This window comes from Nonomuraea sp. NPDC001684 (genome assembly GCF_053596515.1).
The window spans coordinates 1-14,046 of sequence record NZ_JBSFGJ010000026.1; the positions used below are offsets into that span (position 1 = coordinate 1).

Genomic DNA, 14,046 nt, shown 5'->3' on the forward strand with positions numbered 1-14,046 from the left:
CGCCCATCCACCGATCGGTGGATGGGCGGGACGCCGCCGCCGGGGGTGGTCACTTCGACAGGTAGAGGGTCTTCCAGGTGCCGGCGTACAGGCAGTTCAGGGACGGCTTGGAGCCCTTGCCCTCGGCGCAGACCTTCAGCTCGACCTGGTAGACGTCGTGGTACTCGAAGGAGAACCGCTTGGCGGAGCTGGCGGAGCAGTTGCGGATGCCGCGCTCCTTGTTGGGCAGGTTGCTCCCGTCGCGGTAGGTGATGCGGAACACCGCCCAGCCGCAGGCGGAGTCCTTGCGGGTCGAGTCGGTCAGCTTGCCGGAGATCCGCACCACGTCGGCGGTCGGCAGGTCGGCGTGGTCCTCGCCGGTCGCGCTCAGCGTGCCGGTCGCCTTGGCGGCGTGCCCAGGGGCGTAGTAGGGACCCCAGGGGGCGGCCGAGGCGGCCTGGGCGGGGGAGGAGGCGAGCGCGACCAGGGCTGCGGCGGCGACACCGGTCAGGACGGCGGCGGTACGGGAGGCGGTCATCGAGGGGTTCCTTCCTCTCTGGGATGACCACACAGTGCATTGGCCCGATTTCAATCGGCTTGCGGGGCCGCTTGCAAGCTAGTTGTATTTGTACTGCCGCGTCGCGACCCGGTGGGAGCCGTTGTAGACCGACGCGCGGTACATGCTGATCGACTGGTCGCCGTGCTCGGCCTTGCCGCAGGTGTTGAGGCCGGCGAGCTGGTGGATCTCGTAGCGGGCGGTCGGGTCGCCGGCCACGAAGTACTCGGCGCGTGCCTGGTACTCGTCGGCCCTGGTGTCGCAGGCGAAGACGTACGTGTCGCGCTCGTGGAAGCACACACTGGCCCCGCCCTTGGTGTACGAGCACAGCTCCGCACGGCCCCGAGCGGCGGCCGGGGTGACGCCGGTGTCGCGCTTGACCGGGTATTTGGTGAGGTTGCGGACGGTCTTCCAGCGGCCCACCCGGACGCGGTGGTTGCCCTCGTACACGGCGGCCCGGAACGTCACCGTCCTGCCGATCTCGCGGTTGCCCCGGATCTCGCCCTTGCCGGCCAGGTTGTGGATGACGTACTTGGTGCCCAGGTACTCGTTCAGGTGGTACTCGACGGCGGCGTGCAGCTTGTCGTTGCGGGTGTCCTCGACCCAGATGCCGGGCCGGTCGCTGCCGTCCGGGCCCACGCACACCTCGGCGCCCTTGACCCGCACGCAGGCGGGCTCGGCGACGGCGGCGGGGGTGGTGGTCAGAGCGGTGGTGGTCACGGGGGCCGGCTCCTGAACGGCGGCGGCGGCCGGGCGGGCCTCGCCCCGGGCCACGGCCCCTCCCGTGGTGAGCGCGGCGGCCGTCATCACGGCCATGGCTACGAGTTTGCGACCTGACGCCACTTCGGTCTCTCCAGTCTCATGGATCACACACCGGGCTGTGCTTGAGTGTGACGCGGAAAATGCCGGAGTGGTTCGGAAATATGCGATTTGGTCCTTCGGTAGGTTGGACGGATGGCGGACCGGCATGCGTGACGAACGGCTGCGGGAGATCGCGGCGAAGCTGGCCGAGGTGCCCGGCGTGGTGGCGGTCGCGCTCGGCGGCAGCCGGGCGCGCGGCACGCACCGGCCCGACTCCGACATCGATCTGGGCCTGTACTACCGGGGGCCGCTCGCCGTCGGCGACCTGCGCGCCCTCGCCCGGGAGATGACCGGCGAGCCGACCGAGGTGACCGAGCCCGGCGGCTGGGGGCCATGGGTCGACGGCGGCGGCTGGCTCACCGTCGAGGGGTGGCGGGTGGACTGGATCTACCGCGACCTCGACCGGGTGCGCCGCGTCTGGCAGGACTGCCGTGCCGGACGGTACGAGATCGGCGTCCAGCCTGGCCACCCGCTGGGCTTCTACTCCCACGCCTACGCGGGCGAGGTGGCGCTGTGCAAGGTGCTGGCCGACCCGTCCGGCGAGCTGGCGGCCCTGCGCGCCGAGACGGCCGCGTACCCGCCCGCGCTGCGCGAGGCGCTGGTCCAGGGGTTGTGGGAGGCCGGCTTCTCGCTGACGATCGCCGCATACGGCGCCGCCGGGCGCGACCCGGTGTACGCCGCCGGGGCGCTGTTCCGCGCGATCGGCGTCGCCTGCCACGCCCTGCACGCGGCCGACGGCGCCTGGCTGATCAACGAGAAGGGCATGGTCGCCGCCGCCGACCGGCTGCCCTCTGCGCCCCCCGGCTTCGGCGAGCGGGCCCAGGCGCTGCTCGCCTCCGTCGGCGGCACGCCGGAGGAGATCACCCGTACGGTGGCCGCCGCCGAACGGCTCGTCGCCGACGTGCGGGCCGCCTGCGGGGTGTGATCAGGCGTTCTCCCTGGCCCTGGCGGGGGCCAGCGTGGTCAGCAGCAGCAGGAGCGCGCTCTGGGCGAGCATGCCGGGCGCGAGCGGCGGGGCCGGGCCGACGGACTTGGTCAGCGCGTACCACCATTGGGTGAGGGGCGAGAGGGTCTGCCAGGTGTCGGCGTGGCGCGGGTCGAAGGCGCCCATGTCATGGTTGGCCGAGATGTGCGCGTACACGCCGTAGGCGGAGGCGAGCAGCACCACCAGTGCGATCCCGCGGACGACCTTGAGCGTGAGGGGTGAGGCGTCCAGGGCCAGCAGCACGAGCGCGGCCCCGAGCGCCAGCAGCGCCACCCAGGGGACGAACTGCTGCCAGGACTGCCAGTGGCGTTCGAAGGCCAGCTCCAGGCCGGCGCCCAGGATGCCCAGCGCGACCAGCCCGAAGAGCCCCAGGCGTACCGTGACGGCCCCGAGCCGTCCGATCTGTGTTTGCGCGTTCGTTGGAGGCACGGGCACCACGGTGGGCCTCCGGTCTCAGAGACATCTCAGGAATATATGAACGTTCAATGAGAATCGCCGAGCGTTCTGGACAAGGGTGACGTAAGGGATCATAGGGACGTGAGCGTACTCGCGGTCGTCTCCTCGGTGCTCGCCCTCGTCCTGAACGGGCTGATGGCGGGCGTGTTCTTCGCCTTCTCCACCTCCGTCATGCCCGGCCTGGACGCCGTGGGGGAGGAGGGCGCGGCGGCCGCCATGCGCAGCATGAACAGGAAGATCCTGAACCCGGGGTTCCTGTCCACGTTCACGCTCGCGCCCGTGGCCTCGCTGCTGGCCGGCGTGTTCCTGCTGATCGGCGGGGACGGCGGGCCGGCCGTCCTGGCGTTCGCGGCGGCCGTCGTCTACTTCCTGGGCTCGATCGCCGTCACGGCCGCGATCAACGTGCCGATGAACAACGCCCTGGAGGCGGGTGACCTGGCCTGGCAGGCGTACGCGCCGCGCTGGACCCGGTGGAACACGCTGCGCGGCTGGGCCTCGGCGCTGGCCGTGGCGCTGCTGGGCGTCGCCCTCTACGTCTGGGCCTGACCCGGCCGGATGCATCCCGATGGACGAGCACCGGGATGCGCATCCGCGCGACGGGATCACATGTTGATCATGTGGCCCGCGAGGCCGTGGATCGCCTCCTTGACCGCTTCGCCGAGCGTCGGGTGCGCGTGCACGTTGCGCGCGACCTCGTGCACGGTCAGGTCCCACTGCTGGGCCAGCGTGAGCTCCGGCAGCAGCTCGGTGACCTCGGGGCCGATCAGGTGGGCGCCGAGCAGCTCGCCGTGGGTGTTGTCACTGATGATCTTGACGAACCCGGCGGTGTCGCCCAGGCCGTGGGCCTTGCCGTTGGCCGTGAAGGGGAACTTGGCCACCTTGACGTCGTAGCCCAGGTCGCGGGCCTGCGCCTCGGTGTAGCCGAAGCTGGCCACCTGCGGCTGGCAGTACGTGGCCCGCGGGATCATCACGTAGTCGAGCTCCATGGTCTCGGCGTCGCCGATGGTCTCGGCGGCGATGATGCCCATCGACTCGGCGGCGTGGGCCAGCATGAGCTTGGCGGTGACGTCGCCGATGGCGAAGATGTGGGGCACGTTCGTGCGGCAGCGGCCGTCGACGGCGATCGCGCCGCGCTCGGTGAGCTGCACGCCGGTCTTCTCCAGGCCGTAGCCGTCGACGCGCGGCTGGAAGCCGATGGCCTGCATGACCTTGTCGGCCTCGAGCACCTGGGTCTGGCCGTCGCGGGTGACGGTGACCTTGACCGAGCCGCCGGTGTCCTCGATGCCGTCGACGCGGGTCGAGGTCAGCACCTCGATGCCGAGCCGCTTGTAGCGCTTGGCCAGCTCGGCCGAGACCTCTTCGTCCTCCAGCGGCACGACCCGGTCGAGGAACTCCACGATCGTCACCTTGACGCCGTAGTTGTGCAGCACGTACGCGAACTCCACGCCGATCGCGCCCGCGCCCGCGATGATGATGCTGCGCGGCAGGTTCTCGGTGAGGATCTGCTCCTCGTACGTCACCACCCGCTCCGACAACTGCGTGCCCGGGATCAGCCTGGTGGTGGCCCCGGCCGCGATGATGCAGTGGTCGAACGTGATCGTCTCATCGTTGACCTGCAGGGTGTTGGCGTCGAGGAAGGTGCCGCGCCCGTCGTACTCGGTGATGGCGTTCTTCTTCATCAGGTAGTGAACGCCCTTGACCCGGCCGTCGGCGACCTTGCGGCTGCGCTGGAAGGCCGCGCCGTAGTCGAAGCTCACCTCGCCGCTGATGCCGAACGTCTTGGCCTCGTTGTGGAAGATGTGGGCCAGCTCGGCGTTGCGCAGCAGCGCCTTGGACGGGATGCAGCCCACGTTCAGGCAGACGCCACCCCAGTACTTCTCCTCGATGACCGCGGTACGCAGCCCGAGCTGGGCGGCGCGGACGGCGGCCGTGTATCCTCCCGGACCCGCGCCGAGAACGACGACGTCATAGTGAGTGCTCATGACTCGGACCATACCGCCCGCCCCAGGCCACCCTTGACGCTAGACCTCCACCTTGTACGGCAGCGTCAGCTCGTCGGCCGGAAGGCCCCGGATTCCCCAGTTCACCTTGGGCATCTCAATGATCGTGATCTCCACATCCTCGGGGTCGTATCCCGACTTTTCGTAGATCGACCGGATCAGCGCGCGCTTGGCGTCGTCGCTGCGTCCCGTGAAGCACACGACCTCGATGATCAGGTAGTTCGCGCTGCGCCCCGGGCAGACGAAGTCGTCGGCGTCCAGCAGCAGGAACCGGTGGAACCGCTTCTCCTCGGGCACGACCCACGCGCTGACCAGGCACGACTGCAGCAGATCGGAGATCTCCCGCTGCCGTCCGGCCCACACGTCACGACGCCCGTAAACCTTCACTTGTGCCATGTCGGCAATATAGAGGGCGTGATCCGCGTACTCCTCGCCGACGACGAGGCCATGATCCGGGCCGGGGTCAGGGCGATCCTCGACTCCGACCCGGCCCTGGAGGTGGTCGCCGAGGCAGGCGACGGCAGACAGGCCGTCGACCTGGCCATCGGCCACCGTCCCGACGTCGCGCTGCTCGACATCCGCATGCCGCGCCTCGACGGCCTGGCCGCCGCGGCCGAGCTGCGCCGCGTCGCGCCCGCCACGGCCGTGGTGATGTTGACCACGTTCGGCGAGGACGACTACATCGCCAGGGCGCTGGAGGTGGGGGCCGCCGGGTTCCTGCTCAAGTCCGGCGACCCGCGCGAGCTGATCGCCGGCATCCACGCGGTCGCCGACGGCGCGGCGTACCTGTCGCCCAAGGTGGCCCAGCGCGTGATCGCCCAGCTCGGCGGCGGCCGGATGGCCCGCGAGGCCGAGGCCCGCGACCGCGTCGGCGTGCTCACCGACCGCGAGCGGGAGGTCCTCGCGCTGCTCGGCGCGGGCCTGTCGAACGCGGAGATCGCCAAGCGGCTGCACATCGTGGAGGGCACCGTGAAGGCGTACGTGAGCACGATCCTGACCCGGCTCGACGTGCGCAACCGCGTCCAGGCCGCGATCATCGCCCACGAGGCGGGATTGGTAGCCTGACCCGTGATGTATCGCCTCGTGTTCACGCAGGTCTTGCGGCGTTTCGACGCCGAGGCCGTGCACCGTCTCACCGTCAAGGGCCTGGCCGTGCTCGCCCGGCTGCCCCTGCTCAAGCGGCTGCTCCACCGAGCGTTCGCCCCGCACGACCCGGTCCTGCGGGTGACCGCGTTCGGCGTGCACTTCCCCGGCCCGTTCGGCCTGGCCGCCGGGTTCGACAAGGACGCGGCCTGCGCCGAGGCGATCGCCGCGCTCGGCTTCGGCCACGTCGAGGTCGGCACCATCACCGCGCACGCCCAGCCCGGCAACCCGCAACCGCGCCTGTTCCGGCTGGTGGGGGAGCGGGCGGTGATCAACCGGATGGGCTTCAACAACTCCGGCGCCCGCGCCGCCGCCCGGCGGCTGCGCCGTACGCGCGGGGTGCCGGTCGTGGTCGGGGTGAACATCGGCAAGACCAAGGTGGTGCCGGAGTCCGAGGCGGTGGCCGACTACGTGACCGGCGCCAGGGAGCTGGCCCCGCTGGCCGACTACCTGGTGGTCAACGTCAGCTCGCCCAACACGCCCGGCCTGCGCAACCTTCAGGCGGTCGAGCTGCTGCGCCCGCTGCTGGTCGCGGTCAAGGAGGTCGCCGACGCGACGCCGCGCCGTACGCCGCTGCTGGTGAAGATCGCCCCCGACCTGGCCGACGAAGACGTCGACGCGGTCGCCGACCTGGCCGTGGAGCTGGGCCTGGACGGCATCATCGCGACCAACACCACCATCAGGCACGGCGGCGAGACCGGCGGCCTGTCCGGGCGTCCGCTCAAGGGGCGCTCGCTGGAGGTGCTGCGCCGGCTGCGCGCCAAGGTCGGCGACCGCCTCACGCTGGTCTCCGTGGGCGGCGTCGAGGACGTCGACGACGTCTGGGAGCGCCTGCTGGCCGGGGCCACCCTGGTCCAGGGGTACACCGGCTGGATCTACGGCGGCCCGCTGTGGGCCGCCCGCATCCACCGGCAGCTCGCCCGCCGGGTCCGCCGCCACGGCCTGTCCTCCGTCACCGAGGCGATCGGCCGCACCGCCTAGGGCCCCTATCGTGGAATCGTGATCAATGCCGAGGTGAAGCTCACCGACGACGTCGTCATGCGTCCCGTCGCCAGGTCCGACGCGCGGGCGCTGGCCGACGCCTACCGCCGCAACCGCGACTTCCTGCGCCCCTGGGAGCCCCGCAGGCCGGCCGACTTCTTCACCCCCGCGGGCCAGGCCGCACGCCTCGAACGACTGGCCGAGGACCGTGCGGCCGGCTTCGTGATGCCGTGGGTGCTCACGGACGGCGACCGCGTCGTGGGCAGGATGAACCTGAACAGCATCATCCGCGGCGCCGCCCAGAGCGCGTCGCTGGGCTACTGGGTGGACGCCGCCTACAACGGGCGGGGGCTGGCCACCAAGGCGGTGCTGGAGGCGTGCCGGGCCGCCGACGAGGACCTGAGCCTGCACCGGGTGGAGGCCGGCACGCTGCTGCACAACAAGGCCTCGCAGGCGGTCCTGCGCAAGGCGGGCTTCGAGGAGTACGGCATGGCCCCACGCGCCGTCAGCATCGACGGCGCGTGGCAGGACCACGTGCTGTTCCAGCGCATACTCAACGACCGTCCCGCGCCCATCTGACCGACGGTCAGACGCTCGGCCTGGTCGACTCCGCGTCGTGCGTCATGGCGTCGATGCGCTCCATCACCTCGTTCACCTTCACGCCGCTCGGCCGGTGCGGACGCCGCCGCTGCCACGGGTGCGGGCCCGCCACCGGCCGGTACTCCACGCCGATGGCGTCGAGCCGCCGCAGGTGACTCTCCAGCCGCTCGGCGAACCCGTCGCCGCCCGAGCCGGCCCAGGCCACCTCCGCCAGCGCGCACGACCGCGGCCAGAGCCGGTAGTCGACGGTCCGGGGGTCGGGCACCCGCTCGGTCCACAGCTGGGCCTGCACGCCCATGACGCGCGCCCGCTCCTCGTCCGTCCAGTCGGCGGGGGCCGGGTCGAACGCGGCCACGTCGGCCACCGTGGTGGTGTCGCCGATGGCCATCGGCTCGTCGGCGGAGGCCGCCTCGGCGTAGTCGAAGTAGAGCGGGAACACCGGGGTGGCGACCACGTCGTGGCCCGCCGCGGCGGCCCGCCGCCCGACGCCCATGCCGCGCCAGGGCATGACGACGGTGTCCTGGCGCAGCCCGCCGCTGACGAACGCCTCGTCCCACACCACGGCCCGCGCGCCGCGCTCGGCGAGGGCGTCGGCCAGCTGACGCAGGAACCACGCCTGCAGGTCGGGCACCGTGGACAGCCCCAGCGATTCGCGGTAGGCCGTGATCTGCGCCGACTGCGCCCAGTGGTCGAGCACGACCTCGTCCCCGCCGATGTGGAAGAAGGGCACCTCGCCCAGCGCGCCGATGATCTCGTCGAAGATCGTGATCAGGAACTCGACGGTCGGCGGCAGCGGCGACAGGATCGCCGGCGAGATGCCCCACCGGTCGAGCACGTCGTAGGGCTCGCCGGTGGCGCCGAGCGCCGGGTAGGCGGCCAGGATCGCCGAGGCGTGCCCCGGCACGTCGATCTCGGGCACCACCGTGACGAACCTGGACCGCGCGTACGCGCCGATCTCGGCCAGGTCCTCCAGCGTGTAGTAGCCGCCGTGCGGGATGTCGTCGTACGCCTCCGGCTCCCGGTAGTAGTTGGTGGCCGTGCGCGGCCGGTGCGAGGAGACCTCGTGGAGCAGTGGGTACGCCCGGCTCTCCACCCGCCAGCCCTGGTCGTCGACCAGGTGGAGGTGCAGCCGGTTCAGCTTGTGCACGGCCATCAGGTCGATCAGCCGGAGCACCTCCCGCTTGGGGGAGAAATGCCGGGCCACGTCGAGGTGCAGCCCACGCCAGGCGAACCGCGGCGCGTCCTCGATCCGCACCCCGGGCACCGGCCACGACGCGCCCTCGGCGAACCGGTAGGAGGCGTCCGGCAGCAACTGGTGCAACGACTGCGCGGCGTAGAACGCGCCCGCCGCCCCGCCGGCGACGATCTCGATCCCCCGCGACCCGGTGGTCAGCCGGTAGGCCTCCGCGCCGAGCGCGGGATCCTGGCGTACCTCGATCTCGCCCGAGTCTCCCGGGCGCAGGTCGAGGAGGGGCAGCGCGCGACGTACCGCGTCCGCGTACGGACCGGCGACGGTCGCGCCCGAGGTCAGCTCGAAGGAGCCGGAAAGATCACTGAGCAGCTCTGGGCGAGGAATCATGCTTCGAGATAGTGCTGCATCCCGTTCGCGAGTGCCAAGGCGATCCGCTGCCTGAACTTCGGGTCCTGGAACTTGGCCGCGTCGACGGCGTTGCGCATGTTGCCGCACTCGACGAGGACCTTCGGCACGGTCGAGAGGTTGAGCCCGCCGATGTCGTTGCGGAAGTTCAGCGCCTTGGTGCCGACGTAGTTGGAGTAGGGGATGCCGGTGCCCTTGAGGTAGGCGTCGCGTACGTCGATCCCCAGCTTGGTCGAGGCGCCCACGACCTTGTCGACCGGCCCGTTGATCTTCTTCGGGAGGATCACGTGGAATCCCCGGTGCGAGGGGTTGTCCGAGCCGTCGCCGTGGACCGAGATCGCGGCGTCGGCACGGGCCTTGTTGCCGATCGCGGCCCGCTTGTCGATGCACGGGCCGACGCCGTCGTTGCTCGACCTGGTCAGCTTGACGGTCGCGCCGCGCTGCTCAAGGATCTTCGCCATGCGGTTGGAGACGTCCCAGGTGAAGGCGGCCTCGCTGTAACCGCTCTTCGTGGCCGTGCCGGTCGTGTCGCATTCCTTCATCTGGGTCAGCACGTTGACCTTGCGGTTGATCTCGGCCGGATGGCGGTAATTGGCGCCGTTGTGCCCGGGGTCGATGACGATGACCTTGCCGGCGAGCGGTTTGGCGCCGGGCGGTGCCTGCTTCGCCGTGGCCGTCTCCGTCGGCCCGTCCTGGACGGACGCCTTGCCGGTCTCCTGGACGGTGGAGGGGGCCTGACCTGCCGCGGCGCCACCAGGCTCGGTGCCGCCGCACGCGGAGGCGATCAGGCCGCAGACGGCGAGGACGGTGGCTGGTAGAGCACGCATGAGCTCCAACTTACGTGAAGCCACGCGTTCAGGCCCGTATCAACAGCAATCCTGCGAGTCGGCCCGCGACCCCGCCGAAGTGCCGGATCGGGACCGCTGCGACGGTCCGCCTGGCGGTTTCGCCGTCCGCTTCACCACACGTGCTCGCCAACCTCCTGCCGTTCGAGCAGGGCGGCCAGCTCCCGCGCGTCCTCGGCGTCGAGGCCGAGGACGACGCGGGGGCGGCCCCACGGATGGTCGAGGGAATGCGCCACGTAGCTGGCGACGGACTCGGCGCCGACGTCGGTGCCCCGCCCCCTGCCCGCCCGCCAGTGCCCCCAGGCGCGTTCGAGCTCGGCCGCCGCGCGCTGGGCGCAGGACACCAGTTCTGGATCACGCATGACTGTCCCCCGGATCAGATCGTGACCGAACCAGATTCGGCCACAATTAGCATGACCCTGACGAGTAAACCGCCGTCCGGCGACGCTGCCGTACGGCTTGACCCAGGCTTTGGGCGGGCTTGCTGACGAGAGACCTGCGCATTGGCCCGCCGTGCCATTGCGGCGCCCATAAAGGCCCGCAACGGCAGCGCAACCGGCAGATATCCCCTCAGGCGGGTCCCGTGCTGCGGCGCACGATCAGCTCGGGTTGGATCTCGCGCAGCCGGGCGCCCTTGGCCGGCTCGCCTATCCTGTCGCTCAGCAGCGCGGCCGCCGACCTGCCCATGGCACGGCGCGGCTGGTCGACCGAGGTGAGCGAGATGTGCCGGGAGGCCGACAGGTGGGTGTTGTCGTAGCCGACCACGGACAGGTCGTCCGGCACCCGCAGCCCCAGCTCGGCCGCGGCGGCCAGCACGCCCAGCGCCACCACGTCGTTGGCCGCGAACACGGCCGTCGGCCGCGGGTCGCGGGTCAGCAGGGCGATCGCCGCCTCGCGGCCGCCCTCCTCGGTCGCGTCCGCCGCCTCGACCATGATGTACGGGGCCAGCGAATGCCTGCGCATCGCCACGAGGTAGCCCTCGCAGCGCGAGGACCGGGGGCCCTCGATGTGCGCGATCCGCTTGTGCCCCAGGTTCACCAGGTGGTCGATGGCCAGCCGGGCGCCGAGCCGGTCGTCGTCGACCACGATGTCGACGCCGTCCAGCTCGATGTCACGTTCCCCTACGACGACGGTCGGGGTGTAGGCGGTGGCCTCGATCAGCGTCTCGCTGGTCGGCGCGATGCCTAAGAGCACCAGCCCGTCGACCCGGAGCTCCAGGAAGGCCTCGACGGCCTCGTCCTCGAACGCCGGGTCCCACTGGCTGTTCCCGATCAGCATGCGCAGCCCGTCGCCGTGCAGGCTCTCCTGCAGGCCGTCGAGGAACTCGGCGTAGAACGGGTTGTGCAGGTCGGCGACGAGCGCCCCGACCAGATGTGTACGTCCTTCCACCAGGCTGCGCGCGACGGCGTTCGGCCGGTAGCCGAGCTCGCGCGCCGCCTGGAGCACTGCCTGCCGCCGATGCTCGCTCACGTGCGGGGATCCGCGCAGCACGAGTGAGACCAGCGACTTCGAGACGCCGGCTCGCTCGGCGACGTTGCGGATGGTGGGTCGTGGCCGAGGCAATGGCTCTACCTCGCGGAGCTCGGCGATGGTTGAAGTGTTGACGGGCGGTCCTGACATGTGTCTCCCCCGCGATGCGGATATGGGCACCTGTCTCACCAAACGATCGAGTAAGCCGCAGGGTACGGCTTCGGGTTAGGGAAGCCTGATATTGACCCATTCGCCACACGTCCGCTATTGGGCATGCCGTCGGATACTGTGCAGGTGTGACACCCGGGAAGTCAGCCGAGACGGCACGCCCCGCACGCCGAAGGCTGAGTGTGGACCGCCGTCGCGAGGAGCTCATGGCGGCCGCGCTGGAGCTGTTCAGCACCCGTGACGCCGAGGACGTCTCGATCGACGACGTCGCCTCCGCGGCAGGCGCCTCGCGGGCGCTGGTCTACCACTACTTCGGCGGCAAGCAGGAGCTCTACGTGGCCGCGCTGAGGAGCGCGGCCGAGCAGCTGGAGTCGCGGCTGCGCCCGGCCGAGGGCGGCAGGCCGCTCGACGAGCTGGCCGCGGGCCTCGGGCGTTACTTCGACTTCGTCGAGGAGCACGCCGCCGGCTTCGCCGCGCTGCTGCGCGGGGGGCCCGCCAACCGGGCGGGCGAGGTCGGGGAGATCGTCGACGGCGTGCGCCGGAGGCTGTTCCGCCTCATCCAGAAGCAGATGCGCGTCGAGGAGCCGAGCCCGGTGCTGCGCACCACGCTGCGCTCGTGGATCGCCTCCGTGGAGACGGCCGGCCTCGACTGGCTGGAGCACCGCGACGTCGAGCGACCGATCCTGGAGAAGATGCTCGTCGACCACATGGTGGCCCTGCTCGGCGTGGCCGCCGCCTACGACGGCGAGGTCGGCGAGCTGCTCGACGTGCTCACCGGCGAGCAACTGGGGTAGCGGGGGAAGAGTGGCGCCGGGCGGGCGACGCCAACTTCCCCGTGCGACGTCACGTCGGTGGACCGGGCAAGCGTACCTGGTCCACCCTCAACCCCCCTGAGGTTCGTGACGACCCTTGCGACTACTCGGAACGCTGCTGCGGAATGCCCGCGAGCAGTGCGCGAACCTCGGTCTCCCGGTAACGCCGATGACCGCCGAGGGTACGAATCGACGTCAACTTGCCCGCCTTGGCCCACCGCGTAACGGTCTTGGGGTCGACCCTGAACATGGTCGCGACCTCAGCGGGCGTGAGCAGTGGCTCGGCCTCGGGTGTACGAGCTGACATTTGTGCGGCCTCTCCTCCGTGTGGACCGGCTTAGCGATCCTGTGACTGCCTTTGCGCGTGTCACGGATGTCCCCCTATGGCGCAGAGCGTGCGGCTTTTCTGAGCCATATGCGGCATCACCCGATGTGACCATACCGCCACGCAGAGCGATTGGCGAGCCCTTCTTTGACCCAACTGCCCGCCCCCATGGCGATGTCACGCTCGGTGATTCTAGCGACACGGTTCGTGGTATCGCAGTGAAAACGGCAAACTACTCAGTTCGCAGAAGAGAGCAGCCGCGAGACGTGACCTACTCATGCAGGTCAGACGGTTGTTTTGGGAATCAGTTGGCGGATTCCAGCTGTTGCATTGACTTCCACCGAAGGATGACGCGCTGGTACATGGCATAGGCAAGTTCTTCTTGACCCGTGTCCAGACCGGTCAAAGCGGCCGAAAGCTCAGCAACCGACTGGTCGGCCTGGAGGGCGTCGTCGTTCATCAGGTGGACCAGGCCGCCGTAGTCGAGCTCGACCAGCGAGTGCGGGTGGAACTCCTCCAGCCAGCGCGCGATGTCCTCCACGTCGAAGTTGGACGACGCGTCGCCGAGGTGCCGGCGCATCACGTTGAGGGCGCGGGCCGCCCGCCTCCTGGCCTGCGCCATGGAGGTGACGTAGATGAGGTTACGGCCCGTAGTGGTCGTCACGTCCTGTCCCGGGGTGGAGGAGCCGAGCACCAGCCAGCGCTCGTTCCCATCAAACGGCACGAACCACGATGGCGGCACATGCCACGCCGTGGTGCGAATGTGCGTACGCAAGGCGGACGAACCGGCCCGGCGCTTGAACCGGTCGAAGTCGTCGGCCGTCTGCTCGGCAATGGCCTTGGGCACGAGCCGGTCCATCAGCTTCACGGGAGTGGCGCCACGAAGCCTTGAGAAGGCCAGCCACGACCGCAGACGCGTCTGCCAGGGACATACGTACAAACGGTCCTCAACACGCCGCAGATAGGCATTGGGGCTCTCCTGGGCGGGAACGGGCTGAGGGGGCATGCCGAGCAGGCGCATGACCGACTCGCTGTGCTCCGCGTTGAGCGCGTTCGCCCGGCGCGGACGGTCGCGTGAGTCGGCGTAGTCGGCCCACAGCTTGCGCTCGGACTCGGCGAACGCGGTCAGTGGCTCATAGACGCGGAGGTAGGCGGCATAGGGCAGCACGGAGGCATCGTGTCACGAAGAGCACCTGCGCGCACCGTCGGGCTCACTAGTCTGAGAGTGACCTCCGCCGCGAAGGAGCGGTGGACCGGACAGGGAGTCA

17 protein-coding genes are annotated in these 14,046 nt (G+C 70.4%); 6 read left to right on the top strand and 11 right to left on the bottom strand.

The genetic code is table 11. The features are described 5' to 3' along the window. Positions 1–49: 49 nt before the first annotated feature. The gene (locus tag ACWCSD_RS08155; RefSeq protein WP_397166616.1) at positions 50–517 is read right to left on the bottom strand and encodes a hypothetical protein; all 468 of its coding nucleotides are present in this window, start codon (positions 515–517) and stop codon (positions 50–52) included. A gap of 78 nt (positions 518–595) precedes the next feature. Beyond that, the gene (locus ACWCSD_RS08160; protein WP_449913647.1) at positions 596–1,351 is read right to left on the bottom strand and encodes a hypothetical protein; all 756 of its coding nucleotides are present in this window, start codon (positions 1,349–1,351) and stop codon (positions 596–598) included. 151 nt (positions 1,352–1,502) lie between these two features. On the opposite strand from ACWCSD_RS08160, the gene ACWCSD_RS08165 reads away from it, so the two are divergent. Further along, entirely contained in the window at positions 1,503–2,321 is an 819-nt protein-coding gene (locus tag ACWCSD_RS08165; RefSeq protein WP_397166620.1) for a nucleotidyltransferase domain-containing protein, read from the top strand. Here the strand turns inward: ACWCSD_RS08165 and ACWCSD_RS08170 are convergent, their stop codons facing one another. Further along, on the bottom strand, positions 2,322–2,810 hold the full coding sequence (locus ACWCSD_RS08170; RefSeq protein WP_397166622.1) for a hypothetical protein: 489 nt from the start codon (positions 2,808–2,810) through the stop codon (positions 2,322–2,324). A 108-nt stretch (positions 2,811–2,918) separates the two neighbouring features. Here ACWCSD_RS08170 and ACWCSD_RS08175 point away from each other — a divergent pair, with 108 nt between their 5' ends. Next, entirely contained in the window at positions 2,919–3,383 is a 465-nt protein-coding gene (locus ACWCSD_RS08175) for an anthrone oxygenase family protein (RefSeq protein ID WP_449913649.1), read from the top strand. A 56-nt stretch (positions 3,384–3,439) separates the two neighbouring features. On the opposite strand, the gene lpdA is transcribed toward ACWCSD_RS08175, so the two are convergent. Together lpdA and ACWCSD_RS08185 are read right to left on the bottom strand one after the other, a co-directional pair. After that, positions 3,440–4,819, bottom strand: a complete 1,380-nt coding sequence (gene lpdA, locus ACWCSD_RS08180) for a dihydrolipoyl dehydrogenase (protein WP_352361000.1) — start codon at positions 4,817–4,819, stop codon at positions 3,440–3,442. Positions 4,820–4,858: 39 nt separating this feature from the next. Beyond that, positions 4,859–5,233, bottom strand: a complete 375-nt coding sequence (locus ACWCSD_RS08185; RefSeq protein ID WP_449913651.1) for a tautomerase family protein — start codon at positions 5,231–5,233, stop codon at positions 4,859–4,861. An 18-nt stretch (positions 5,234–5,251) separates the two neighbouring features. Here ACWCSD_RS08185 and ACWCSD_RS08190 point away from each other — a divergent pair, with 18 nt between their 5' ends. The 3 genes from ACWCSD_RS08190 to ACWCSD_RS08200 are packed head-to-tail and all read left to right on the top strand — an operon-like array spanning position 5,252 to position 7,540. Next, positions 5,252–5,902, top strand: coding sequence for a response regulator (locus ACWCSD_RS08190; RefSeq protein ID WP_449913653.1), 651 nt, complete (start codon positions 5,252–5,254; stop codon positions 5,900–5,902). A gap of 6 nt (positions 5,903–5,908) precedes the next feature. Continuing rightward, on the top strand, positions 5,909–6,961 hold the full coding sequence (locus ACWCSD_RS08195) for a quinone-dependent dihydroorotate dehydrogenase (RefSeq protein ID WP_358301940.1): 1,053 nt from the start codon (positions 5,909–5,911) through the stop codon (positions 6,959–6,961). 18 nt (positions 6,962–6,979) lie between these two features. Beyond that, a complete protein-coding gene (locus tag ACWCSD_RS08200) occupies positions 6,980–7,540 on the top strand; it encodes a GNAT family N-acetyltransferase (protein ID WP_397166627.1) in 561 nt (186 codons plus the stop codon). 7 nt (positions 7,541–7,547) lie between these two features. Here the strand turns inward: ACWCSD_RS08200 and ACWCSD_RS08205 are convergent, their stop codons facing one another. From ACWCSD_RS08205 to ACWCSD_RS08220, 4 genes are all read right to left on the bottom strand, one after another. Next, positions 7,548–9,140, bottom strand: coding sequence for a beta-N-acetylhexosaminidase (locus tag ACWCSD_RS08205; RefSeq protein WP_449913656.1), 1,593 nt, complete (start codon positions 9,138–9,140; stop codon positions 7,548–7,550). After that, positions 9,137–9,985: an N-acetylmuramoyl-L-alanine amidase gene (locus tag ACWCSD_RS08210; protein WP_449913658.1), complete on the bottom strand. Its 849-nt coding sequence runs from the start codon at positions 9,983–9,985 to the stop codon at positions 9,137–9,139. The genes ACWCSD_RS08205 and ACWCSD_RS08210 overlap by 4 nt, the downstream gene beginning before the upstream one ends. A gap of 131 nt (positions 9,986–10,116) precedes the next feature. Next, on the bottom strand, positions 10,117–10,365 hold the full coding sequence (locus ACWCSD_RS08215) for a hypothetical protein (protein WP_125645653.1): 249 nt from the start codon (positions 10,363–10,365) through the stop codon (positions 10,117–10,119). Between the two features lie 208 nt (positions 10,366–10,573). Further along, the gene (locus ACWCSD_RS08220; protein ID WP_358301952.1) at positions 10,574–11,566 is read right to left on the bottom strand and encodes a LacI family DNA-binding transcriptional regulator; all 993 of its coding nucleotides are present in this window, start codon (positions 11,564–11,566) and stop codon (positions 10,574–10,576) included. A 257-nt stretch (positions 11,567–11,823) separates the two neighbouring features. Between ACWCSD_RS08220 and ACWCSD_RS08225 the strand changes: the two genes are divergently transcribed. Beyond that, entirely contained in the window at positions 11,824–12,435 is a 612-nt protein-coding gene (locus tag ACWCSD_RS08225; protein ID WP_358301955.1) for a TetR/AcrR family transcriptional regulator, read from the top strand. A 121-nt stretch (positions 12,436–12,556) separates the two neighbouring features. Here ACWCSD_RS08225 and bldC read toward each other — a convergent pair whose 3' ends face one another. Further along, positions 12,557–12,760: a developmental transcriptional regulator BldC gene (bldC, locus tag ACWCSD_RS08230; protein WP_013133571.1), complete on the bottom strand. Its 204-nt coding sequence runs from the start codon at positions 12,758–12,760 to the stop codon at positions 12,557–12,559. Between the two features lie 322 nt (positions 12,761–13,082). Further along, positions 13,083–13,946: a hypothetical protein gene (locus ACWCSD_RS08235; protein WP_352320456.1), complete on the bottom strand. Its 864-nt coding sequence runs from the start codon at positions 13,944–13,946 to the stop codon at positions 13,083–13,085. Between the last annotated feature and the right edge of the window lie 100 nt (positions 13,947–14,046).